Source organism: Serratia sp. TSA_130.1 (assembly GCF_052691795.1).
This window is the reverse complement of sequence record NZ_JBQZFS010000001.1, coordinates 1,205,305-1,228,933: the sequence shown is the minus strand read 5'-3', so window position 1 is coordinate 1,228,933 and position 23,629 is coordinate 1,205,305. Positions and strand designations below refer to the sequence as shown.

21 protein-coding genes and 1 other RNA gene are annotated in these 23,629 nt (G+C 59.4%); 8 read left to right on the top strand and 14 right to left on the bottom strand.

Annotated elements, in window-relative coordinates; translation table 11 throughout:
• Positions 1-77: 77 nt before the first annotated feature.
• The 7 genes from gcvP to ACUTQY_RS05715 form a co-directional block, all read right to left on the bottom strand.
• Entirely contained in the window at positions 78-2,957 is a 2,880-nt protein-coding gene (gene gcvP / locus ACUTQY_RS05745) for an aminomethyl-transferring glycine dehydrogenase (RefSeq protein ID WP_046687760.1), read from the bottom strand.
• Positions 2,958-3,049: 92 nt separating this feature from the next.
• Positions 3,050-3,436 (bottom strand): glycine cleavage system protein GcvH, encoded by a 387-nt coding sequence (gene gcvH / locus ACUTQY_RS05740; protein WP_025304150.1) that lies wholly within the window; start codon positions 3,434-3,436, stop codon positions 3,050-3,052.
• A 46-nt stretch (positions 3,437-3,482) separates the two neighbouring features.
• On the bottom strand, positions 3,483-4,580 hold the full coding sequence (gene gcvT, locus ACUTQY_RS05735; protein ID WP_004931631.1) for a glycine cleavage system aminomethyltransferase GcvT: 1,098 nt from the start codon (positions 4,578-4,580) through the stop codon (positions 3,483-3,485).
• Between the two features lie 506 nt (positions 4,581-5,086).
• Positions 5,087-6,289, bottom strand: a complete 1,203-nt coding sequence (ubiI, locus tag ACUTQY_RS05730) for an FAD-dependent 2-octaprenylphenol hydroxylase (protein WP_042785325.1) — start codon at positions 6,287-6,289, stop codon at positions 5,087-5,089.
• Positions 6,290-6,367: 78 nt separating this feature from the next.
• Positions 6,368-7,546 carry a 2-octaprenyl-6-methoxyphenyl hydroxylase gene (gene ubiH / locus ACUTQY_RS05725; protein ID WP_042785326.1) on the bottom strand — a complete coding sequence of 393 codons (1,179 nt, stop codon included), beginning with the start codon at positions 7,544-7,546 and terminating at the stop codon, positions 6,368-6,370.
• 1 nt (position 7,547) lies between these two features.
• Positions 7,548-8,864 carry a Xaa-Pro aminopeptidase gene (pepP, locus tag ACUTQY_RS05720; protein ID WP_046687761.1) on the bottom strand — a complete coding sequence of 439 codons (1,317 nt, stop codon included), beginning with the start codon at positions 8,862-8,864 and terminating at the stop codon, positions 7,548-7,550.
• 55 nt (positions 8,865-8,919) lie between these two features.
• Positions 8,920-9,498, bottom strand: a complete 579-nt coding sequence (locus ACUTQY_RS05715; RefSeq protein WP_004931622.1) for a YecA/YgfB family protein — start codon at positions 9,496-9,498, stop codon at positions 8,920-8,922.
• Between the two features lie 319 nt (positions 9,499-9,817).
• Here ACUTQY_RS05715 and zapA point away from each other — a divergent pair, with 319 nt between their 5' ends.
• From zapA to ACUTQY_RS05700, 3 genes are all read left to right on the top strand, one after another.
• Positions 9,818-10,147: a cell division protein ZapA gene (gene zapA, locus ACUTQY_RS05710; protein WP_004931621.1), complete on the top strand. Its 330-nt coding sequence runs from the start codon at positions 9,818-9,820 to the stop codon at positions 10,145-10,147.
• 41 nt (positions 10,148-10,188) lie between these two features.
• Positions 10,189-10,371: non-coding RNA, 6S RNA (gene ssrS, locus ACUTQY_RS05705), on the top strand.
• A 51-nt stretch (positions 10,372-10,422) separates the two neighbouring features.
• Positions 10,423-11,031 (top strand): 5-formyltetrahydrofolate cyclo-ligase, encoded by a 609-nt coding sequence (locus tag ACUTQY_RS05700; protein WP_046688538.1) that lies wholly within the window; start codon positions 10,423-10,425, stop codon positions 11,029-11,031.
• 48 nt (positions 11,032-11,079) lie between these two features.
• Here ACUTQY_RS05700 and serA read toward each other — a convergent pair whose 3' ends face one another.
• Both serA and rpiA read right to left on the bottom strand, forming a co-directional pair.
• Positions 11,080-12,318 (bottom strand): phosphoglycerate dehydrogenase, encoded by a 1,239-nt coding sequence (gene serA, locus ACUTQY_RS05695; RefSeq protein ID WP_046687762.1) that lies wholly within the window; start codon positions 12,316-12,318, stop codon positions 11,080-11,082.
• Between the two features lie 292 nt (positions 12,319-12,610).
• Positions 12,611-13,267 carry a ribose-5-phosphate isomerase RpiA gene (gene rpiA, locus ACUTQY_RS05690; protein WP_046687763.1) on the bottom strand — a complete coding sequence of 219 codons (657 nt, stop codon included), beginning with the start codon at positions 13,265-13,267 and terminating at the stop codon, positions 12,611-12,613.
• 204 nt (positions 13,268-13,471) lie between these two features.
• Here rpiA and ACUTQY_RS05685 point away from each other — a divergent pair, with 204 nt between their 5' ends.
• Positions 13,472-14,365 carry a LysR family transcriptional regulator ArgP gene (locus ACUTQY_RS05685; RefSeq protein WP_004931613.1) on the top strand — a complete coding sequence of 298 codons (894 nt, stop codon included), beginning with the start codon at positions 13,472-13,474 and terminating at the stop codon, positions 14,363-14,365.
• A gap of 48 nt (positions 14,366-14,413) precedes the next feature.
• Here ACUTQY_RS05685 and ACUTQY_RS05680 read toward each other — a convergent pair whose 3' ends face one another.
• Positions 14,414-15,145: an oxidative stress defense protein gene (locus tag ACUTQY_RS05680; RefSeq protein WP_031300626.1), complete on the bottom strand. Its 732-nt coding sequence runs from the start codon at positions 15,143-15,145 to the stop codon at positions 14,414-14,416.
• A gap of 121 nt (positions 15,146-15,266) precedes the next feature.
• Positions 15,267-15,884, bottom strand: a complete 618-nt coding sequence (argO, locus tag ACUTQY_RS05675) for an arginine exporter ArgO (protein WP_004931603.1) — start codon at positions 15,882-15,884, stop codon at positions 15,267-15,269.
• Between the two features lie 214 nt (positions 15,885-16,098).
• Here argO and ACUTQY_RS05670 point away from each other — a divergent pair, with 214 nt between their 5' ends.
• Entirely contained in the window at positions 16,099-16,797 is a 699-nt protein-coding gene (locus tag ACUTQY_RS05670) for an RluA family pseudouridine synthase (RefSeq protein WP_033652184.1), read from the top strand.
• A 7-nt stretch (positions 16,798-16,804) separates the two neighbouring features.
• On the opposite strand, the gene ACUTQY_RS05665 is transcribed toward ACUTQY_RS05670, so the two are convergent.
• The gene (locus tag ACUTQY_RS05665) at positions 16,805-17,344 is read right to left on the bottom strand and encodes a DUF2058 domain-containing protein (RefSeq protein ID WP_033644743.1); all 540 of its coding nucleotides are present in this window, start codon (positions 17,342-17,344) and stop codon (positions 16,805-16,807) included.
• Between the two features lie 315 nt (positions 17,345-17,659).
• Between ACUTQY_RS05665 and ACUTQY_RS05660 the strand changes: the two genes are divergently transcribed.
• The 3 genes from ACUTQY_RS05660 to ACUTQY_RS05650 all read left to right on the top strand — a co-directional run bounded on the left by ACUTQY_RS05660 (position 17,660) and on the right by ACUTQY_RS05650 (position 21,231).
• On the top strand, positions 17,660-18,637 hold the full coding sequence (locus ACUTQY_RS05660) for a DUF1852 domain-containing protein (RefSeq protein ID WP_046687765.1): 978 nt from the start codon (positions 17,660-17,662) through the stop codon (positions 18,635-18,637).
• A 25-nt stretch (positions 18,638-18,662) separates the two neighbouring features.
• The gene (locus ACUTQY_RS05655; RefSeq protein WP_033644741.1) at positions 18,663-19,694 is read left to right on the top strand and encodes a methionine synthase; all 1,032 of its coding nucleotides are present in this window, start codon (positions 18,663-18,665) and stop codon (positions 19,692-19,694) included.
• 187 nt (positions 19,695-19,881) lie between these two features.
• Positions 19,882-21,231 (top strand): MFS transporter, encoded by a 1,350-nt coding sequence (locus ACUTQY_RS05650; RefSeq protein WP_046687766.1) that lies wholly within the window; start codon positions 19,882-19,884, stop codon positions 21,229-21,231.
• Between the two features lie 97 nt (positions 21,232-21,328).
• Here ACUTQY_RS05650 and ACUTQY_RS05645 read toward each other — a convergent pair whose 3' ends face one another.
• Both ACUTQY_RS05645 and mscS read right to left on the bottom strand, forming a co-directional pair.
• Positions 21,329-22,456, bottom strand: a complete 1,128-nt coding sequence (locus ACUTQY_RS05645) for a hypothetical protein (protein ID WP_033644738.1) — start codon at positions 22,454-22,456, stop codon at positions 21,329-21,331.
• A 255-nt stretch (positions 22,457-22,711) separates the two neighbouring features.
• Positions 22,712-23,578 (bottom strand): small-conductance mechanosensitive channel MscS, encoded by an 867-nt coding sequence (gene mscS / locus ACUTQY_RS05640; protein ID WP_015378992.1) that lies wholly within the window; start codon positions 23,576-23,578, stop codon positions 22,712-22,714.
• Positions 23,579-23,629: the final 51 nt, after the last annotated feature.

The following is a 23,629-nucleotide window of genomic DNA, read 5'->3' as shown; positions in this document are numbered from 1 at the left end:
AAAGAATAGGCCGCTATAAAATAAAAAGGGACACCGCATGATGCGGTGTCCCCCAAACACAAACTTTGCCGAACGTGTTATTCGTAATCGCTCATCGGCACGCAAGAGCAGAACAGGTTACGGTCGCCGTACACGTCGTCCAGACGCTTAACGCTCGGCCAGTACTTGTTCTCGCGTACGCCGGCCACCGGGAACACCGCCAGTTCGCGGCTGTACGGATGCTGCCAGTCGTTGACCAGCTCCGCCTGCACGTGCGGCGCATTCACCAGCGGGTTGTCTTCCAGCGGCCATTCGCCCTTGGCGACGCGGTCGATTTCGCTGCGGATCGCCAGCATCGCATCGATAAAGCGATCCAGCTCCACCTTGCTTTCCGACTCGGTCGGCTCGACCATCAGCGTGCCCGCCACCGGGAACGACATGGTCGGGGCGTGGAAACCGAAGTCGATCAGGCGCTTGGCGATGTCCATTTCGCTGATGCCGGTCTCTTCCTTCAGCGGACGAATATCGAGGATACATTCGTGCGCCACGCGGTGATCGCGGCCGGTATACAGAATCGGGTACGCGTCTTTCAAACGGGTGGCGATGTAGTTGGCGTTCAGGATCGCCATCTGGCTGGCCTGCTTCAGGCCCTCCGCGCCCATCATGCGGATGTACATCCAGCTGATAGGCAAGATGGAGGCGCTGCCGAACGGCGCCGCGGAGACCGCGCCCTGCTGGGTGGTCACGCCGTCGATCTGCACCACGCTGTGGCCCGGCACGAACGGCGCCAGGTGTGCTTTCACGCCGATCGGACCCATGCCCGGGCCGCCGCCGCCGTGCGGGATACAGAAGGTCTTATGCAGGTTGAGATGCGAAACATCCGCGCCGATGTAGCCTGGCGTGGTGATGCCCACCTGGGCGTTCATGTTGGCGCCATCCAGATACACCTGACCGCCGAACTGATGCACGATCTGGCACACTTCACGGATGGTTTCTTCATACACGCCGTGGGTCGACGGGTAGGTCACCATGATGCAAGAGAGTTCTTCGCCTGCCTGCTCCGCCTTGACGCGCAGATCGTGCAGATCGATGTTGCCGTTCTTGTCGCAGGCCACCACCACCACGCTCATACCCGCCATCTGGGCGGAGGCCGGGTTGGTGCCGTGTGCCGAGCTCGGGATCAGACAGACGTGGCGGCCCGCTTCGTTGCGGCTTTCGTGGTAGCGGCGGATCGCCAGCAGGCCGGCGTATTCGCCCTGCGCGCCGGAGTTCGGCTGCATGCACACCGCGTCATAGCCGGTCAGCTGCACCAGCCACTGGGACAGTTGGCCGATCATCTGCTGGTAACCGGCCGCCTGCTCTGGCGGGCAGAACGGATGCAACTCTGAGAATTCAGGCCAGGTGATCGGGATCATTTCCGCCGCGGCGTTCAATTTCATGGTGCAGGAACCCAGCGGGATCATCGCCTGGTTCAGCGCCAGATCCTTGCGCTCCAAGCGATGCATGTAACGCATCATCTCGGTTTCGCTGTGATAGCGGTTGAATACCGGGTGGGTCAGGATCGGATCCTGGCGCAGCATGGCGGCCGGGATCGATTGGCTGTTTTTGCTCACCGCCGCGTCCAACGCGTCGATGTCCAGACCGTGATTGTCGCCGGCCAGCAGTGCGAACAGCGTTTGCACGTCTTCACGCGAGGTGGCTTCATCCAGCGTGATGCCGACGGCGCCGTGAATGTCGGTACGCAGGTTGATGCCGAAGCTCAGCGCGCGCTCCAGCACGGCGGCCTTGTCCTTCACTTCGACGGTCAGGGTGTCGAACCAGGTGTGGTGACGCAGCGTCAGGCCGGCCTTCTGCAGCCCGGCGGCCAGAATGTCGGTCAGGCGATTGATGCGCCCGGCGATGCGCTGCAGGCCTTGCGGGCCGTGATACACCGCGTACAGGCTGGCGATGTTGGCCAGCAGCACCTGCGAGGTACAGATATTCGAGTTGGCTTTCTCGCGGCGGATATGTTGCTCGCGAGTCTGCATCGCCATGCGCAGCGCGGTGTTGCCGGCGGCATCGCGGGAAACGCCGATAATGCGGCCCGGCATCGAACGCTTGAACTCGTCGCGGCAGGCGAAGAAGGCGGCGTGCGGGCCGCCATAGCCCATCGGCACGCCGAAGCGCTGCGCGGAGCCGAACACCACGTCGGCGCCCTGCTTGCCCGGCGCGGTCAGTAGCACCAGGGCCATGATGTCGGCAGCCACGCTGGTGATGATTTTGCGCGATTTCAGTTCGGCCAGCAGCGCGCTGTAGTCGTGCAGTTCACCGGTGGTGCCCACCTGCTGCAGCAGCACGCCGAACACGCCGTCCAGCTCCAGCACTTTTTCCGCTTTATCGACGATGACGTCGAAGCCGAAGGTTTCGGCGCGGGTGCGCACCACGTCCAGCGTTTGCGGATGCACGTCGTCAGCCACGAAGAAACGGTTGGCGTCTTTCAGCTTGCTGGCGCGTTTGGCCAACGCCATCGCCTCGGCGGCGGCGGTCGCTTCATCCAGCAGCGAAGCGGAGGCCAGATCCAGACCGGTCAGATCGAGGGTCACGGTCTGGAAGTTCAGCAGCGCTTCCAGACGGCCCTGCGACACTTCCGGCTGATAGGGGGTGTAAGCGGTGTACCAGCCCGGGTTTTCCAGCATGTTGCGCAGGATCACCGGCGGCGTCAGCACGGCGCTGTAGCCCATGCCGATATAGGATTTGTAGCGCTGATTCTGCGAGGCGATCGCCTTCAGCTCAGCCAACGCCTGATGTTCGGTCGCCGCGTCGCCGACCGGCGGCGGCCCCGGCAGCTGAATGTCCGCCGGCACAATCTGTTGGATCAGCGCGCTGAGCGAGCGAGCGCCCACCGCTGCCAGCAACTCCTGGCGTTGTTCCGCAGAAGAGCCGATGTGGCGTTCAATGAACGCTTCGCTGTGTTCGAGTTGGCTGAGTGTCTGAGTCATTGCTACAAATTCCTGAATGCTTGCGTGATACGGGATATAGCTTGAACGGCAACTAAAACGCCCCGGCCGAAAGGCCTGGGGCGTGGTCACGATTACTCGTCGATCGAGGCCTGATAAGCCGCGGCGTCCAGCAGGTTCGCCAGCTCGCCTTCGTCGGAGGCTTTAATCTGGAACAGGAAGCCGTCACCGTAAGGTTCGCTGTTCACCAGTTCCGGAGAGCTTTCCAGCTCGCCGTTCACCGCCACGATTTCGCCGCTGATTGGCGCGTAAATGTCCGATGCCGCCTTGACGGATTCCGCCACGGCGCAATCTTCACCGGCGGCGACGCTGCGGCCCACTTCCGGCAGATCGACAAACACCATATCGCCCAGCAGTTCCTGCGCATGTTCGGTGATGCCTACGGTGTAAACGCCGTTACCTTCTGCACGAACCCACTCGTGGGAAGATGCGTATTTCAATTCTGTTGGCACATTGCTCATCGCCGGTTACTCCTTCGAAGAAATAAAAGAATCAATCAATAAAAAATCAATTTGTCAGCGGCTTGCCGGCGCGAACGAAACCGGGCTTGGTCACTTTGACCGGCATTTCACGGTTGCGGATCTGCACGATAGCCTGCTCGCCGATGCCTGCCGGCACGCGCGCCAGCGCGATGCTGAAGCCCAGCGTCGGAGAGAACGAGCCGCTGGTGATCACGCCTTCGTGGGTTTGCCCCGCCGCGTCGGTGAAACGCACCGGCAGCTCATTACGTAATACGCCTTTTTCCGTCATGATCAAGCCGACCAGTTGCTCGGTGCCCTGCTCGCGCTGTTGTTCCAGCGCTTCGCGGCCGATGAAACGGCGATCTTCCGGCTGCCAGGCGATGGTCCAGCCCATGTTGGCGGCCAGCGGCGAAACGCCTTCATCCATCTCTTGCCCGTAGAGGTTCATGCCCGCTTCCAGGCGCAGGGTGTCGCGCGCGCCCAGACCGGCCGGCTTGACGCCCGCAGCCAGCAATTTTTGCCAGAAATCCGCCGCCTGCTCTTTCGGCAGCGCGATCTCATAGCCGGCCTCGCCGGTGTAACCGGTGGTGGCGATGAACAGCTCGCCGGCCTGCACGCCGAAGAATGGCTTCATGCCTTCGACCGCGCTTTTTTGCTCCGGGGTGAACAGGGTGCCGGCGCGCTCTTTGGCCTGCGGGCCCTGCACCGCGATCAGCGCCAGATCGTCGCGCACCGTCAGCGCGACGCCATACGGCGCGGCGTGCTCTTCGATCCAGGCCAGGTCTTTGTCGCGGGTGGCGGAGTTCACCACCAGGCGGAAATAGTCTTCAGTGAGGAAATAAACGATCAGGTCGTCGATCACGCCGCCGGAGGCATTCAGCATGCCGGTGTACAGCGCTTTGCCGGGTTGGGTCAGTTTGGCGACGTCGTTCGCCAGCAGGTAGCGCAGGAACTCGCGGGTGCGGGCGCCGTGCAGATCCACAATGGTCATGTGAGACACGTCGAACATGCCGGCATCCTGACGCACCGCGTGGTGCTCATCGAGCTGCGAGCCGTAGTGCAGCGGCATCATCCAGCCGTGAAAGTCTACCATGCGCGCACCGCACGCCACGTGCTGGTCGTACAGTGGGGTTTGCTTTGCCATCTTTTCCCTCTTTCCACTCGTCGCTAGAAGTTAGGGTGCTGCCACGCAATGCGGCGGAGCCTGGCTCGCGGCCCGATCGCCATGGCGCACTGACTGCTCAACACAAATGCTGCGCCGGGACGGGCGGAAACTGCGTGCAACCGCCGTGACGCAAACGATACCTTTCCCTCGAACTTATCACCGAACGACCACATTAACCATAAGTTAAAATAGGCTCATCGCCGTTCCGGGGCGGTAAAACGCCGGGCTAGTGTGCAGAGTTTTTCACTGGAAAAATGCGCCTTAAGGCACAAAATTAACAATTAAAGCGGCAAAACACCGAACTTATATAACAAACCTATGGCCTCACATGGGATCCGGACTTTTGATAACCGAACATGGAATTAGAAAAAGTAATGATAAAAAGCGGCTGAAATTAGATTATTTCAAATGAAGGGTTATATAAGGAAAAGCGATGGAATAAGGCGAGAAGCGCGAGCCCGGCGCGGGCCCGCAGAAGGAAGGGATCAGGCAAGCCACTCGGGCAGATCGTTCAGGCCCATCGCCTGACGCACCAGCTTCGGTTTGACGCCCGGCAGGCTGTCCGCCAGCCGCAGGCCCACGTCGCGCAGCAGCTTTTTGGCCGGGTGATTGCCGTCGAACAGTTCGCGGAAACCCTGCATGCTGGCCAGCATTACCGCCGCGCCATGTTTGCGGCGGCGCTCATAACGGCGCAGATAGAGGTGCTGGCCGATATCCTTGCCCTGCCGCTGCAGGCGGCGCAGTTCGGAAATCAGCTCGGCGGCGTCCATGAAGCCCAGGTTAACGCCCTGGCCGGCCAACGGATGCACGGTATGCGCCGCATCACCCACCAGCGCCAGGCGGTGCGCTGCGAAGCTGCGCGCATAGCGGCCGGTCAACGGGAAGGCCAGCCGTTCGCTTTCCAGGCTGCAAGCCCCCAGGCGCATGTCGAAGGTCATCGCCAGTTCGCGGTTGAACTGCGCCGGTTCCAGCCGTTTGAGCCTTTCGGCTTCTTCCGGCGTCACCGACCAGACGATAGAGCTCAAATGCGGATCGCTGAATGGCAGGAACGCCAGAATGCCGTCGCCGTGGAAAATTTGCCGCGCCGTCGCCTGATGCGATTCTTCGGTGCGAACGGTGGCCACCAGCGCGTGGTGGCGGTAATCCCAGAAGGTGAGCGGGATATCGGCATGCTGGCGCAGCCACGACTGGGCGCCGTCGGCGCCAATCACCAACCGGGCGGTCAGCATGCGGCCGTCCTCCAGCGTGACGAAGGCGTCGTTCTCGCCCCACGCCACCTGCTTGAGCGCGGCCGGGGTAATCAGCGTGATGTCCGACAGGCTTTCGGCGCGTTTCCACAGCGCCTGCTGGATCACCGAATTTTCGATGATGTGGCCGAGATGGCTGAAGCCGCACTCGTCGCCGCGGAAGGCGATTCTGCCGAAGCTGTCGCGATCCCACACTTCCATCGCGTTATAGGCGCTGGCGCGCAGCTGGAGAATGTCGTCCCACACGCCGATGTGCTGCAGCAACCGCTCGCTGGCGGCATTGATGGCGGAGACGCGCAGGGCCGGCTGTTCCGACGGCGGCGCCATCTCCGGCTGGCGCTGCTCCAGCACCGCCACGCGCAGCCCGCTGCCCTGCAGGCCGCAGGCCAACGCCAACCCCACCATACCGCCACCGGCGATAATCACGTCAAATGATTGCATGCTGCTCGATTTCCTTAAATAACGCGCGACGCCTTGCCGCGCCGCGCTTTGGGCGCGTTAAAGCGCCCGACCATGTCTCTAACGTTCCACCCAGCCCAGCGTACGCTTGGCGAAGGCATCGCGTATCGCCGGCAAACGTTCCATCGCCATCAGCCCCAGATTGCGGCCGATCACCAGCGGGCCATAACGGTTGGCGAACAGATGAATCAACCCGTCGGTCACGCCGATCGTCGCCCGCTGATCGTTTTGCCGCCGCTGCTGATAACGGCTCAGCAGTGCGTAACCGCCGGCGTCTTCGCCGCTGTCTGCCGCTTCCGCCAGCGTTTCCGCCAGCGACATCACGTCGCGCAGGCCAAGGTTGAACCCCTGCCCGGCGATAGGATGCAGCGTTTGCGCCGCATTGCCCACCAGCGCCAGCCGGTGGCTGACATGGCGATCGGCGGTCAGCAGACCGAGTGGGTAACTGTGCCGTTTACCGGCTTTGAGGATGCGCCCCAGCCGCCAGCCGAAGGCCTGTTGCAGCTCGGCGATAAACCGCTCGTCGTCCCAGGCATCCACCTGAGCGCGATCTTCGCGCGCATGGCACCATACCAGTGAACTGCGCCCCTGCGACATCGGCAACAGCGCCAGCGGCCCATAGCGAGTAAAGCGCTCAAAGGCGCGCCCCTGCGGATCTTCCGCCGTGGTGACGTTGGCAATGGTGGCGAACTGCGGATAGTCCTCCTGCCGCCACTGCATATTGCAGGCTTGCGCCAGCGCAGAGCGCGAGCCATCGGCCGCCACCAGCAATTGCCCGCGCAGACGCTGGCCGTTGTCCAGCAGCACTTCCGCCCGCTCTGCGGTGCGAATCACGTCCACCACCCGCGCCGGGCAGTGCAGCGTAACGCCGGGGGCCTTGGCCAGCAGCGCGAACAACCGCTGCCCGGCGTCGTGCAGTTCGATCACCTGGCCGAGCGCATCGACCTGATAATCTTGCGCCTGCAGATTCACAAACCCGGCGTGCCCGCGATCGCTGACGTGCACCTGAGTGATCGGCGTAGCGCAATCGCGCAGCGCCGGCCAAACGCCGATGCGCACCAGCTGTTGGCAGGTGCCCTGCGCCAGTGCGATGGCGCGGGCGTCAAAGCCCGGATGGCTGCGGTCGTCCGGCCGGGTCGCCTCGACCAGATCCACCGCCATTCTTCCCTGAGTGAGCGACGAAATGGCCAGCGCCAACGTCGCGCCCGCCATACCGCCGCCAACGATAATAACGCTCATGCTACGACCTTGCCGCCGCCATCAAGGCCTCGATGGCATCGGCGTCTTTCACCACGGTGGCGGTCAGGTTTTCATTGCCGTCGGCGGTGATCACGATATCGTCCTCGATGCGGATGCCGATGCCGCGGTACTCCGCCGGCACGTCCGCATCCGGCGCGATGTACAGCCCCGGCTCCACGGTCAGCACCATGCCCGGCTCCAGCAGCCGATCGCGGCTCGGCGTGCCGTAGTGGCCAACGTCGTGCACGTCGAGACCCAGCCAGTGGCTCAGCCCGTGCATGAAGAACTGACGGTGCGCCTGCTCGGCGATCAGCAGGTCGACTTCACCTTTCAATACGCCCAGCTCCACCAGCCCGACCACCATGATGCGCACCACTTCGTCATTGACTTCGCGAATGCTGGTGCCGGGTTTGAACAGTTCCAAAGCGCGCTGCAGCGACGCCAGCACAATGTCGTACACCGCGCGCTGCGGCCGGCTGAACTTGCCGTTGACCGGGAAGGTGCGGGTGATGTCGCCGGCGTACCCCAGGTACTCGCAGCCCGCGTCGATCAACACCAGATCGCCATCGCGCATCTGGCTCTCGTTCTCGGTGTAGTGCAGGATACAGCCGTTTTCGCCGCTGCCGACGATGGTGTTGTAAGACGGGTAACGGGCGCCGAGGCGGGTGAACTCATGATGAATTTCCGCTTCCAGCTGGTATTCGAACATGCCCGGACGGCATTTTTCCATCGCGCGGGTGTGCGCCAACGCGCTGATCTCACCGGCGCGGCGCATCACCGCCAGCTCTTCCGGCGACTTGAACAGCCGCATGTCGTGCAGCCACGGCCGCCAGTCGGTAACGGTGGCCGGCGCCTGAAGGTTCTGGCGGAACCCCTTGCGCAGCTTGTCCAGCGCGCCGAACAGGATCTGATCGGCATAGGCGTATTCGCCCTGCGCGTGGTAGACCACGTCCAGGCCGTTGAGCAGCAGGTGCAGTTGGTCATTGATTTCATCGAACGGCAGCGCGCGATCCACGCCCAGCTTTGCCGGTGCGGCGTCTTGCCCCAGGCGGCGGCCAAACCAGATTTCCGCCGTCAAATCGCGCACCCGGTTGAACAACACGCTGTGGTTGTGCGTTTCATCGCTTTTAATCAGCACCAGCACCGCTTCCGGCTCATTGAAGCCGGTCAGGTACCAAAAATCGCTGTTCTGCCGGTAGGGATAGTCTGAATCTGCACTGCGCGTCGTTTCCGGCGCAGAGAAAATAACCGCCGCACTGGCCGGCGCCATTTTCGCCAACAGCGCCTGGCGGCGGTTGTTGAATTCCTGCTGAGTCATTACCTTCTCCTGAAATCATGCCATCCGCACCGCCGGCGGAGAGGCGATAGAACGTTTAGTGCAGCGTCGGTTTGATATTTTCCGGCGCCGTCGGTTTGTGACGGGTGAATTCGCCGTGGCACATGATGGCGGCGACCCGCACATACTCCGCCACTTCTTCCAACGACTGTTCCAATTCTTCCTGATCTTCGTCTTCGTCGTAGCCCAGCTGCGCGATATTGCGCAGATCGTCAATCGCTTCACCGACTTCGTCTTTCACCTGAGCCAGCTTCGGCTGCATCATGCCCAGCCCGAGCAGGAAGTGGTTGACCCAACCGGCCAGCGCGTCGGCGCGATCGAACACGCTGACGATCTCCCCTTCAGGCAGCATCAGTTGGAACAGGAATTCGTCATCTTCCAGCGTGTCACGCGTCGCTTCATACAGCTGCTGCAACGGTTGGCTGAGCGCCTGCGGGAAGGCGACGCCTTCGTTGGTCAGATCGTGCACCAGCGCCTGCCAGCCGGCGTCACGGCTGCCGCCGCACAGCAGGCCGCTGATCAGGCCGTGCATTTCTGCCGCGGTCAGCGCCACCGACTGCTGGTTGAGGGCCACGGTCAAAGATTGGTAACTTGGAAATGTATTCTGTATAGACATGCGCATTCGTCATCGTTGGCAGGATAAGTTCGTGTTATGCTACCACCAAGGTCCGTCGCTATACCAGATAAGCGCGACACCTCAGTGGCTAGTTATAATCGCGATGTGGCAGGTTTCACACTGCGCCGGCGGGTGACGAAAGTGCGGTAAATACGCATTTTGAAACCCTTTTTTGACTGGCAATGTCCGCCACAGTAGATTACAACCAGGTACTGAAAAAGGGGTTGTATCTTGGTACCGAGGTATATATAGTGGCGCCCGCTTTGACGGCCCGGCCCGGGCGGACAAGGCTGGCGCGAAATTTAGGCAGGAAGGTGGCATGTCTGCACAACCGGTAGATATTCAAATTTTTGGCCGCTCGTTAAGAGTCAATTGCCCGCCAGAACAACAAGATGCGTTGAATATGGCGGCGGACGATCTTAACCAACGGTTGCAAGATCTTAAAGTTCGCACTAGAGTCTCCAATACTGAGCAACTGGTTTTCATCGCGGCATTGAACGTCTGTCACGAACTTGCTCAAGAACGGTTGAAAACCCGTGACTATGCGTCCAATATGGAACAACGCATACGGATGCTGCAGCAGACCATTGAACAAGCGCTGCTTGAACAAGGTCGCATCTCTGAACGTCAGGATGCACAATTCGAATAACTTAAGTTGTTGAAAGCCAAGTTTTCGGCAACGAGTACAAAATTTCTCTGAGATGTTCGCCAGCGGGCCAGTCCCCTGAGCCGATATTTAGTACAAACAGAATGTGTTGCTCCGCGATCGGTGAGCACGCTCGGTGCGCCGAGAAGCCTTAAGATTGCGACGGCACGTTCACCTTGAACCATGGGTTCAAGGGTTACAGCCTGCGACGGCATCTCGGAGATTCCCCTTCTCAGCGGTTTTGTGTGCTGAACGCCACACTGAGCAAGCCTGATATGATGTCTTTTCAATCCCAATTCGCGCAGCAGCGCCAAGCCATTCGTCAACTCATTCGCCAACGTCGGCGCGAGCTTACGCCCGAGCAGCAACGCTTTGCCGCAGAAAAGATAACCGAACGCCTCACCGCACACGCGCGCATTCAAGCGGCGCACAACATCGCGGTCTTCCTGTCGTTTGACGGCGAACTCGATACCGGGCCGCTGATCGAGCGTCTGTGGACGCTCGGCAAACGGGTTTACCTGCCGGTGCTGCACCCGTTCAGCCCGGGTCACCTGCTGTTCCTGCGCTATGCGCCGGAAACGCCGCTGGTACGCAATCGCTTCAATATTCTCGAGCCCCGCCTCGATGTGCGCCAGGTGTTGCCGCTGGGCGAACTTGACGTCGTGCTGACGCCGTTGGTGGCATTCGATCATACCGGGCAGCGTTTGGGCATGGGGGGCGGTTTCTACGATCGCACCCTGCAAAACTGGCGCAGCGGCGGCCCCTATCCCATCGGCCTGGCCCATGATTGCCAGCAGGTGGAGCACCTGCCGACCGAGCACTGGGATATCCCGCTGCCGGAAATCCTCACCCCGCTCTGCAGCTGGGCGTGGCGGGAGCCCAAATAGCAAAAGGCCGGATCGCTCCGGCCTTTTTCGTTGCGGCGAGCCGCCGAATCAGAACAGCAGACGGGCGCGAATGGTGCCGTCGATGGCCTTCATGCGCTGCAGCGCGGCGTCGGCGCGTGCGATTTCCGCTTCGATGTCGATCACCACGTAGCCGATTTCCGGCCCGGTTTGCAGATACTGGGCGGCGATGTTAACCCCCTCTTCGGCGAAGATCTGGTTAATCTGCGTCAGCACACCCGGACGGTTTTCGTGGATGTGCAGCAGGCGGCTGGCGTTCGGACCATGCGCCGGCAGCGACACTTCCGGGAAGTTGACGGCGGACAGAGTCGATCCGTTGTCGGAGTATTTCGCCAGCTTGCCGGCCACTTCGTCGCCGATGTTCTCCTGCGCTTCCTGCGTGGAACCGCCGATGTGCGGCGTCAGCAGCACGTTGTCGAACTCACACAGCGGCGAGTTGAACGGATCGCTGTTGGTCGCCGGCTCTTCCGGGAAGACGTCGATCGCCGCGCCCGCCAGGTGATTGCTGGCCAGCGCGTCGCACAGCGCGGGAATATCAACCACGGTGCCGCGCGAGGCGTTGATCAGAATGGCGCCCGGTTTCATCAGCGCCAGCTCTTCCGCCCCCATCATGTTCTTGGTGGCCAGCGTTTCCGGCACGTGCAGCGTCACCACGTCGCTCATATTGAGCAGATCGGACAGATGACGCACCTGTTGCGCGTTGCCCAACGGCAGCTTGTTCTCGATATCGTAGAAGAACACCTTCATGCCCAGCCCTTCGGCCAGAATGCCCAGCTGGGTGCCGATATGGCCGTAGCCGATGATGCCCAGTTTTTTGCCGCGCGCTTCATAGGAGCCCACGGCCAGTTTGTGCCACACGCCGCGGTGCGCCTTGGCGTTGGCGGCCGGAATGCCGCGCAGCATCAACAGCAGCTCGCCCAGCACCATTTCGGCCACGGATCGGGTATTGGAGAACGGGGCGTTGAAGACCGGAATGCCGCGTTTGGTCGCCGCTTTCAGGTCAACCTGGTTGGTGCCGATGCAGAAGCAGCCCACCGCCACCAGTTTTTCTGCGGCGGCGAACACCTCTTCGGTCAGATGCGTGCGCGATCGGATGCCGACGAAGTGCGCATCGCGGATGGAGGCCTTCAGCGATTCGGTGTCTAACGCACCCTTGTGGTATTCGATGTTGGTATAACCGGCGGCACGCAAATTATCGACCGTGCTCTGATGAACCCCTTCCACCAACAGGAATTTAATCCTGTCTTTCTCCAATGATACTTTTGCCATTTACCCGACCCTATGTTCAGACTTCAGAAGCGGCTGTGACGACACAGCTCCCATCCAACATAACAAAAATAACGCGGGCGGCAATACAAACGATTGCCTGCCCGGCAGGACAAGGCGCAGCGTTGATGGCGGTTTACGGCAGAAAATGCCATAGGGAAAGTTTTCGGCAGAAGCTTTGGGGAGTCAGTTTTCACAATGTGACATAAGTCACCAAATTTGCCGCTTTTCAGAAAAGATGTTTTAACCGAAGAAATATGCGGCCCGGCACTGCCGGGCCACAGGCCGCAGAGGCTTATTTGACCACTTTCACGCCTTCCGGGGTGCCGACCAGCGCCACGTCCGCGCCGCGGTTGGCGAACAGCCCCACGGTCACCACGCCGGCGATGCTGTTGATTTTGTTCTCCAGCGCGATAGCGTCGGTGATGCTCAGGTTATGCACATCGAGGATCACGTTGCCGTTGTCGGTCACTACGTTCTGGCGATACTCCGGCAGGCCGCCCAGTTTCACCAGCTCACGCGCCACATAGGAGCGGGCCATCGGGATCACTTCCACCGGCAGCGGGAATTTGCCCAGCACGTCCACCTGCTTGCTGGCGTCGACGATGCAGATGAATTTCTTGGCGATGGCGGCGATGATCTTCTCGCGCGTCAGCGCCGCGCCGCCGCCTTTGATCATCTGCATGTGGCCGTTGATTTCGTCCGCGCCGTCCACGTAGATATCGAGCGAGTCCACTTCGTTGCTGTCGAACACATGGATGCCGAGGCTTTTCAGCTTGGCGGTTGAGGCGTCTGAGCTGGACACCGCGCCTTCAATCTGGTGCTTGATGGAGCCCAGCGCGTCAATAAAGTGGGCGGCGGTAGAGCCGGTGCCCACCCCGACGATGGTGCCCGGCGTCACGTATTCCAGCGCCGCCCAGCCCACCGCTTTTTTCAGTTCATCCTGCGTCATAATATGTCCCTTGCCTCTGTACGAAAACGTGTGCGTATTATAGGGTAAAACGCTGTTTTTCACGCCGGCAGGATCACACTTATTTACCGCAGCCCGCATTTTTACCCGCTTGGCGGCGAGCTGGGGGCGTGATTTTTCCACCTGCGCCGCACGCAAAATGTGGCATAGTGCCGGTATCATTCTAATTTAAGGGATATCTTTCCGATGAAACGCCCAGACTATCGTACGCTGCAAGCGCTGGACGCGGTGATCCGTGAGCGCGGCTTCGAGCGCGCCGCGCAAAAACTCTGCATCACGCAATCGGCGGTATCCCAACGCATCAAACAGCTGGAAAACCTGTTCGGCCAACCGCTGCTGGTCCGCACCGTGCCGCCGCGCCCGACCGAACAGGGGCAAAAGCTGCTGGCGCTGCTGCATCAGGTGGAGCTGCTGGAAGAAGAGTGGCTGGGCAACGACACCGGCGTCGATACGCCGCTGCTGCTGTCGCTGGCGGTCAACGCCGACAGTCTGGCGACCTGGCTGCTGCCGGCGCTGAAGCCGGTGCTGGCGGACTCCCCCATTCGTCTGAATCTGCAGGTGGAAGATGAAACCCGCACCCAGGAGCGGCTGCGCCGTGGTGAGGTGGTGGGCGCGGTGAGTATTCAGCCGCAGCCGCTGCCGAGCTGCCTGGTGGATCGGCTGGGGGCGCTGGACTACCTGTTCGTGGCCTCCAGCGGCTTCGCCGAGCGCTATTTCCCGAACGGCGTCACCCGCTCCGCGCTGTTGAAAGCGCCGGCGGTGGCCTTCGATCATCTCGACGACATGCACCAGGCATTTCTGCAGCAGAACTTCGATCTGTCGCCGGGCAGCGTGCCCTGCCACATCGTGAACTCATCGGAAGCCTTCGTGCAGCTGGCCCGTCAGGGCACCACCTGCTGTATGATCCCACATCTGCAGATCGAAAAGGAGCTGGCATCCGGCGAACTGATCGATCTGACGCCGGGGCTGTACCAGCGCCGCATGCTGTACTGGCACCGCTTCGCGCCGGAGAGCCGCATGATGCGTAAAGTGACCGACGCGTTGCTGGAGCACGGTCACCAGGTGCTGCGCCAGGATTAAAACGAAAAAAGGTTCGCCGCAGCGAACCTTTTCTTCATGACAACCCCCTTACTGCGCGGCGTTGCGCTGCAGCTCGAACACCACATCCACCTGATCGTCGAAGTGAATGCTTTGCTGTTCATAGGTTTGCGCCGCGTCGTTTTCCGCCGCCGCGCCGGCCGCCTTATACATCCGCGCCACCGGCATCGGCTGGTAGTTGGCGACCCGGTAGCGAATGCTGTACACCGGCCCCAGCTTGGCGTGGAAGCCCTTGGCCAGGGATTCGGCCTGCTGAGTCGCGTTCTCGATCGCTTTTTGCCGCGCCTGCTCGCGATACACGTCCGGCTTGGCGACGCCCAGCTCCACCGCGCGGATCTCGTTCAGGCCGGATTTCAGCGCGCCGTCCAGCAGCTCGTTCAGCTTGTCCAACTGGCGCAGGGTAACCTGCACCTGGCGCACCGCCCGGTAGCCCTTCAGCACCGACTCGCCGGTTTTCAGGTAATCGTATTCCGGCTGGGTGCGCAGGTTGGCGGCGCTGATGTCTTTCTTCTCGATGTTGTTTTTCTGCAGGAAATCAAAGTACTGCGCCACGCGCTCGTCCACCTGCTTCTTCGCCTGGGCGGCGTCTTTGGAGGAAACGCTCACTTCGATCGCCAGAGTGGCGATATCCGGCGTGGCGTCCACGCTGGCGGTGCCGGAGGTGACGACGTGCGGCCCTTCAGGCAATTCAGCCGCCTGCAGCGCCATCGGTAGCGTCCCTAATCCGACCATTGCGGCCATAGCCAATGCTTTTAGCTTCACAGTGTCTCCTTAATGACAGGCTGTCTCTGATCGCCGGCTTTTCCCTGCGAGAACCGCCGGTTTCCTGGCATCAAACGTAGCATATCGCACGGCGTTTTGAATTCGGATTAGTGACAAATTCTTATAAATTTGCCCCCTGCCAGGCCAGCTGCAGCGCGATGCCCCACATCACCAGACCGACCAGCGCATTGATGATGCGCTGCGCCCGCTGGGTGTTCAGCCACGGCGCCAGCCAGGAGGCCAGCAGCGCCAGACCAAAGAACCACACCGCCGACGCGCTGACCGCGCCAAGCGCGAACCAGGAACGCACGTCCGCCGTCAGCTGTCCGCCCAGGCTGCCGAGCACCACGAAGGTATCCAGATAGACGTGCGGATTCAGCCAGGTGACCGCCAGCATGGTGACCACGATGCGCCAGCGGCTCTGCGCCAGCTCCTGCGCCGCGGCCTGCGCCGGTTGCGGGCTGAAGGCGGAACGGAACGCGCCCCAGCCGTACCACAGCAGAAACGCCACCCCGCCCCAGGTCACCAACGCCAGCAGCAGCGGCGAGCGGGTCAGCAACGCGCTGCCGCCGAAAATACCGGCGCAGATCAGCACGATATCGCTCAGCGCGCACAATGAGGCGATCATCAGATGATACTGACGGCGAATGCCCTGATTCATCACGAATACGTTCTGCGGGCCCAGCGGCAGGATCATGGCGGCGCTCAGGGCAAAGCCCTGCAGGAAGACGGCTAGCATGGGAAATTCCTCGAATGATAAAAGGCGCCGGACGTGGGCGCGTATCGGTCAACATGCGCATCATACGAGGAAGCGATCATTAGGTGAAATTGATGTTTCTAATCAAGTATCAGAGATGCTAATACCCTGTGGGCGCCAGGCCAGCGCCGCCAGATTCGCCCATCGGCGAAAAATTCGCTATCATCCGCCCCTCCTCCCTCCAGCCGGCCGACCGATGTCTACGATTACCGATACCTTCATCGCCCCGCCCTGTCATGACCAGATAGAGATCCTCTATCAGGACGATCATCTGGCGCTGATCAATAAACCCGCCGGGTTGCTCAGCCTTTCGGGCAAAAATCCGCAAAATCTCGACTCGGTGCACTATCGGCTGGTGCAGATCTTCCCCGGCTGCACGCTGGCACACCGCCTGGATTTCGGCACGTCCGGGTTGATGGTGGTAGCCCGCAATAAGGCCGTCAATGCCGCGCTCTGCCGGCAGTTCAGCGAGCGCACCGTCGGTAAAGTCTACAGCGCGCTGCTCTGCGGCCATCTGGCGGATAACGAAGGGGTAATAGACGCGGCGATCGCCAACGATCCGGCGCTGTTCCCGCTGATGTCGATTTGCGCCCTTCACGGCAAGCCCGCTCGCTCCCGCTATCGGGTCGTCGAGCGTTTTTATCGTGAAACGGAAGGCGGGATCTCGCTGCCGCTGACGCGGGTACAGCTCATTCCGGAGACCGGGCGCACCCACCAGCTGCGTATTCACAGCCGGCAATTGGGCCACCCTATTTTAGGCTGCGATCTGTATGGCGGGCGCCTGCTGCCGGGTGCCGAGCAGACACCGCGGCTGATGCTGCACGCCAGCGAACTGGACTTTGTGCACCCCATCCGCGGAGAGCGGATAACCGCTCGTCACGCCGCGCCGTTCTGAACGCGGCTTACCACATCAAATCGTCAGGCACTTTAAAGTCGGCGTACGGATCGTCTTCATCCTGCTCTTCCTGACTCAGCGCGCTGTGCAACACAATGCTGCCCGCATCGCGCTGCGCGATTTTATCGGCGACGCTCGCGGGGATAATCGCGTATTCACACTCTTCCCGGTTCTCGATCAGCAAACGCGCAATGGCGAGGCGGCCATTGATCAGTTGGGTCTGCGTCGCCTTATCCACCAGGATTTTTTTGATCAGGTTGCCGTCGGTAAAGTTAAAACCGATATCGCCTTTCGCCAGCACGATGCGATTCATCTCGATCAGCTGCTTCACCTGCGCCTTGTATTCTTTGGACAGCGCGGCTTGCTTTTGCTGCTCGTTCAACTGCTTATCGCGCTCAAGCTGCGCCTTTTTATTCTCTTCCACCGCCTCTCTGGCCTCACGGGCCTGAACGCGTGATTTTTTAGCCGTTCTTTGGACTTTGGCCATTTTCTTGCTGGTTACCAAGCCCGCTTTGAGCATCTGCTCTTGTAAGGTGAGTTTTGTCATGTTCGTGTCTGAAGCCGTGGGATCATGAAGGGATTATACCCGTAATTTTTCAGGCTGCACCAGGTTGCCGGCCAACCCACCGGCGGTTTGCGCCGCAGAGCAACGGCGGTAAAACGGCCCGAACGCCCGATCATGAATACCGCTCATGTGGTAATGAAATTAAGTCTCTTTCACTCCCTCCGGGACTCTGGCAAAAATAGACCTCATTAACGACAGACAATATGAAATCAGCTGAATAAAAAAATAGAAAAACAAGCCATTGAAAGAAATGGATAAATCCAGCCTTCATATCATATAACAGGATGCTATAAGACGATGAATACAGACTTTACCTTTACGATTAAGAGCAGTTCTTTCGACGAAGATTATAACCCTTCTGAAAATACGCGTATCACCACCAACTTTGCTAATTTGGCCAGAGGGAAAAACCGCCGGGAGAACCTGCGCAACACGTTGGTGATGATCGACAATCGCTTTAATGCACTAGCCTATTGGGATAACCCCAAGGCCGATCGCTACTCTGTCGAGCTGGAAATCATCTCGGTTGAGATGCGCATCGAAGATCAGGGCGCCAGCTTTCCGGTTATCGAAATCCTGAAAACCAACATCATCGATAAAAAAACGCAAAAGCGTATCGAGGGCATCGTCGGGAACAATTTCTCGTCTTACGTGCGCGATTACGACTTTAGCGTCTTGCTGCCGGCGCACAATAAAAACGCGGCGGAATTTACCATTCCGAATGATTTCGGCGATTTGCACGGCAATATCTTTAAGCACTTCGTCAATTCAAACGAATACCATGAAAATTTCAGCAAACCGCCGGTGATCTGCCTCAGCGTATCCAGCAAAGACACCTACCATCGGACGGGCAATCAACACCCGGTCTTGGGCGACGAGTATCGGCAAGACGGCGCTTCATTGACCGACCGGTATTTTAAAAAAATGGGCCTGCAGGTGCGCTATTTCATGCCGAAAAATAGCGTTGCGCCCCTGGCCTTTTATTTCCCCGGGGATTTGCTGAGCGATTACACCGACCTGGAACTGATCGGCACCATCAGCACGATGGAGACCTTCCAGAAAATCTATCGGCCTGAAATTTACAATGCCAATTCGGCGGCGGGGCAATGCTATCAGCCAAGCTTGAATAACCAGGATCATTCATTAACCAAGATTGTTTACGATCGCGAAGAGCGTAGCCAGTTAGCGATTGAGCAGGGGAAATTTACGGAAGAGCAATTTATCAAACCCTACAAGCCTATTCTTGAGCAATGGTCTGCTCACTACGCGCTTTGATTCACTTAAATACAGGTCACCTATCATGAAAATATTGCTCCCCACATCGACCGCCGGCAGCTTGCCCAAACCGGTCTGGCTGGCCCAACCGGAAACCCTGTGGTCGCCCTGGAAATTGCAGAATGAAGAACTCATCGAAGGGAAACAGGACGCTCTGCGTTTGTCACTGGCAGAGCAACAACAGGCCGGCATCGATATCGTCAGCGATGGCGAACAAACCCGTCAGCACTTCGTCACGACGTTTATCGAGCATCTCAGCGGCGTCGATTTCGAAAAACGCGAAGTGGTTAAAATCCGCAATCGCTATGAGGCGAGCGTGCCGACGGTCGTGGGGGCGGTCTCGCGTCAAAAACCCGTTTTCGTTGAAGACGCCAAATTTTTACGCCAGCTGACCACACAGCCGATTAAATGGGCCCTGCCGGGGCCGATGACCATGATCGACACGCTCTATGACAACCACTATAAAAGCCGCGAGAAATTGGCTTGGGAGTTCGCGAAGATCCTCAATCAGGAAGCCAAAGAGCTCGAGGCCGCAGGCGTCGACATTATTCAGTTTGATGAGCCCGCATTTAATGTGTTCTTTGACGAGGTGAATGACTGGGGCATCGCCGCCCTGGAAAGAGCCATTGAAGGGCTTAAGTGTGAAACCGCCGTACATATCTGCTATGGATATGGGATTAAAGCCAATACCGACTGGAAAAAGACGCTGGGCTCGGAATGGCGACAATATGAAGAGGCGTTTCCGAAACTGCAAACGTCCAACATCGATATCATCTCGCTGGAGTGCCATAACTCGCACGTGCCCATGGATCTGCTTGAACTGATCCGCGGCAAAAAGGTGATGGTCGGCGCCATCGACGTAGCGAATCATGCCGTTGAGACGCCGGAGGAAGTGGCCGACACGCTGCGCAAAGCGCTGCAGTTTGTTGATGCCGACAAACTCTATCCGTCGACCAACTGCGGCATGGCCCCCCTGCCCCGTCAGGTCGCCCGCGGCAAGCTGAATGCGTTAAGCGCAGGCGCCGAGATCGTGCGCCGAGAGCTGTTAGCCAAATAACCTTGCCAGCGCCCGCCACAGACACCTCCTGCGGCGGGCGATTATCATCAATTTCCCCTCCCCGCAACGCCCCCGCTCTGGTGTATACTCGGATTTCTACGCGATGCCAGCCACAGCGGTTTTGGTTCAGGCCTGGCCTGAACAGCCCTCAGCCAGCCCACACAAGCCGAATAACAGTGGAATAACCATGAGCCCAAATACCGCTCGCATCAGCGAAATCATCGATCGCGCCAGGATCTCCCCCTACCAAATCCTGATCCTGACCCTGTGTTTCCTCATTGCCCTTCTGGACGGTTTCGATACCGCCATCATCGGCTATATCGCGCCGGCGCTGCGCGAAGAGTGGGATCTGCTGCCCGCTCAGCTCTCCCCCGCCTTCGGCGCGGGGCTGTTCGGCCTGCTGATCGGCAGCCTGCTGTTCGGGCCGATCGCCGACGCCATTGGCCGCAAACGCGTGCTGCTCGTCGCGGTGCTGGTGTTTGGCGGCTGTACTCTGGCTTCGGCCTATACGCATTCGATCGAATCCCTGACCCTGCTGCGCTTCATCACCGGCATTGGCCTCGGAGGCGCGATACCGGCCTGCATCACCCTCAGCTCGGAGTACTCGCCGGCGCGCCGCCGCATGCTGATGGTCACCTTGAGCTGGAGCGGCTTTACCGCCGGGTTGGCCCTGGGCGGCCTGCTGGCCGGGCAGATCATCCCGGCGTTCGGCTGGCGCGGCCTGCTGCTGGTCGGTGGCATCGCGCCGTTGGCGCTGCTGCCGTTGTTGGCCTGGCAGATGCCCGAATCAGTACGCTTTATGGCCGCCAGCGCCAAACATGCCGATCGGCTGCGCCGGGTGGTCGAACGCATCACCGGCCAGCGTTGGACGGGGATAACCATCGTCGATGACGAGCGCCCGGCGCAGGCCAGGTCGCCGATATCACACCTGTTTATCGAAGGCCGCGCCGTACGCACCCTGCTGCTGTGGGTGGCGTTCTTCTGTTCGCTGTTCGTGTTCTACCTGCTCACCAGCTGGCTGCCGACCCTGCTCAAAGACGCCGGTTACGATATCGCCCACGCCTCGCGCATCGGCGCGATGGTGCCGCTCGGCGGCACCCTGGGCGCCATCCTGATGGCGCTGCTGATGGATCGGATCGGGCCATACCGCGTACTGGCCGTCTCCTACCTGGGCGCCGCACTGGTAATTGGCGCGACCGGGTATCTGATGGGCGACGTCTACACGCTGGCCGCCGTCGTGTTCCTTATCGGCTTCGGCGTGGCCGGCGCGCAAAACGGCCTGAACCTGGTCTCCGCCACCCTTTATCCGACCGCAGCCCGCGTCACCGGCGTCAGCTGGGCCATGGCCAATGGCCGCTTCGGCTCAATTGTCGGCTCGATGCTCGGCGCCTGGATGATGGCCGCCGCCGGCTCGACGGAAGTGTTCTTCCTCTGGCTGGCGCTGCCGGCGCTGCTGGGCGCCGCCGCCATCTTCCTGCTCTATCGCCTCAGCCTGCGCCGCCGCACGCCGCTCACGGAACCGGCTGCGGGCATCTGACCTCGCGGAAAATAAAAGGCCGAGACGCCATCGGTAGCATCTCGGCCTCTCATGAGAAACCCTTAACCTATCGGTTATTTTTCAAAAGCGCTTGCCGCTATAGTGCACTGTTTTCCTTGTCATTGGCTTCCTTTATGCACTCATCGACATTTTTAAAATCATATTGCAGATAAACGCTCCCAACCCCACTATTGACGGCGGTCGCTTCAAGCATAATCCCCTGCAAATCGTTCTTGAACGGTTTATCTTTTTTCTCTTCCCAGTCAATACCGAAATAGCGTTCTTTTTTAAGCAGCCCCATCATCCAATCACCAGGTTCTTTCCATAACGACCCCGGCAACAGCAAATCAGTAGCATTTCCTTTGCCATAATTAGCGGTCAATGATTTAGCAATGTCCTTCACCCTGGACTTTAACTCCACCCCATAACTGTCTGTATTGATATCACCGCTAAGCGCGCGAATTCGGCATAAACCAACCTTGGGAGAGATGAGCAAAATGTAGGTTTCAAAGGCGTAATACGTTTTGGGGACGACCTCCGTAGTATAAATATTAAGACGATTCGGTATTGCCGTTAAGGTAACGCCTGTCATGTCCTCGACGTTCTTTTTCGTCAACCCCATTTGCAGTCCAAACGGCCCAATGCCGGGCGGAAGCAACGCGTCTTTCGCCACCGGTTCTTCCCGCTGATTGGATTTTGAAGCGGTTGATGTTGCATGATGGGCTATCGTCGGAACGGCCAGGCCATATTTCGCCGACAGCAATTTTTGCTGCAACATCGCCAGACTTTGCTCTTGAGTGGCTATCGTTGCCTTTTTTATCGACCCCACCAGACCACCATCGTATTGTGCAGCCTCTTGTTTAGCGGTCGATATTTCCCGAGTCAGCATTGCCAATTCGGCGGTGAGCTTTTCCGCCAGCTTCAGATCCGGCGCGGTCTGGTTCGTGACAATCTCAACCTTTGATCCAGACTCGATCGCATTGATTCGTTGCTGAATAAGCGCCTTGTTCGTTTTCAGAATTTCCAGTCGCGCCATCACCAGAGATTTAATCAAGCCGCCGTTTAACGTGTCCTGCTGTTTAGCTGCGTTTTCAATCTCGGCATCCGTACTCACCAGCTCTGACTTTAAATCGTCTACTTGCTGTATTTGTTCAGGCGACAATGCTTTTGGCCCACATCCAGAGATCAAGACGCTCAATAATGCGGCAATAACAGCCCTTTTCATTTCATCCCTTTCCTATCGACAATCCACAAGAAAGCTATGGTATCAGAGAAGGAAACAGTAACAACGAAAAGTCGTTTTTACCGCGACTTATTGAGCTTCTCGTTATTACGCCCGCATCTACTTGTCATAGGCCGCAATTTCCGAAGGCGCATATCGGCTTGGCGCCAATATCGATACAGCGGAGACAGATTGAATGGCTGCCTGGCTAATACGGGGAAAATAGCAATAAAAAAGGGGGCAAGGCCCCCTTCTCTGTTATTCCGCCTTGGCGGAAGCGTCTTCGGTGCGATACAGGTGCACATCCATCTGCGGGAACGGAATGCCGATGTTGTGGGCATCCAGCGCGCGCTTGAAGTTTTCCATCAGATCGAAGTACACGTTCCAGTATTCCGCATTGGTGGTCCAGGAACGGGTCACGAAGTTCAGCGAGGACGGCGCCATCTCGTTCAGACGCACGGTCACGCCTTTGGCGTGCATGATGCGTTTGTCGGCGGCGATCACGTCGCCCAGCACCTTCTTCACCACGTCGATATCGGCGTTGTAGGCCACGCCCACCACGATATCCACGCGGCGGTTCGGTTCGCGGGAGTAGTTGATGATGTTGCCGGCGATGATTTTACCGTTCGGCACCACGATGGTTTTGTTGTCGGCGGTGCGCAGGGTGGTGGAGAAAATCTGCACCTGATCGACGGTACCGGCCACGCCGCCCAGATCGACATATTCACCCACGCGCAGCGGACGGAAGATCACCAGCAGCACGCCGGCGGCGAAGTTGGACAGCGAGCCTTGCAGCGCCAGGCCGACGGCCAAACCGGCGGCACCCAGCACCGCGATCACCGAGGTTGTCTGCACGCCGACGCGCCCCAGCACGGCGATGAAGGTGAACGCCAGCACGCCGTAACGCACGATCGCCGACAGGAAGTCGGCCACCGTGGCGTCGATGCCGCGCAGCTTCATCACGCGGTTCAGCGCATTGCCGACCACGCGGGCCACGATCGAACCGATGATCAGGATAACGATGGCGGCGACGATATTCACCGCGTACTGGATCAACAGATCCTGATTCTTCACCAACCAGTCGCCGGCACCGTTGATGCCGTCTACTACATTCAAATCTTTCATTCGTGTCGTCCTAACTCAGTCCCTAACGGGAGAAACTCGCAAAAATACACT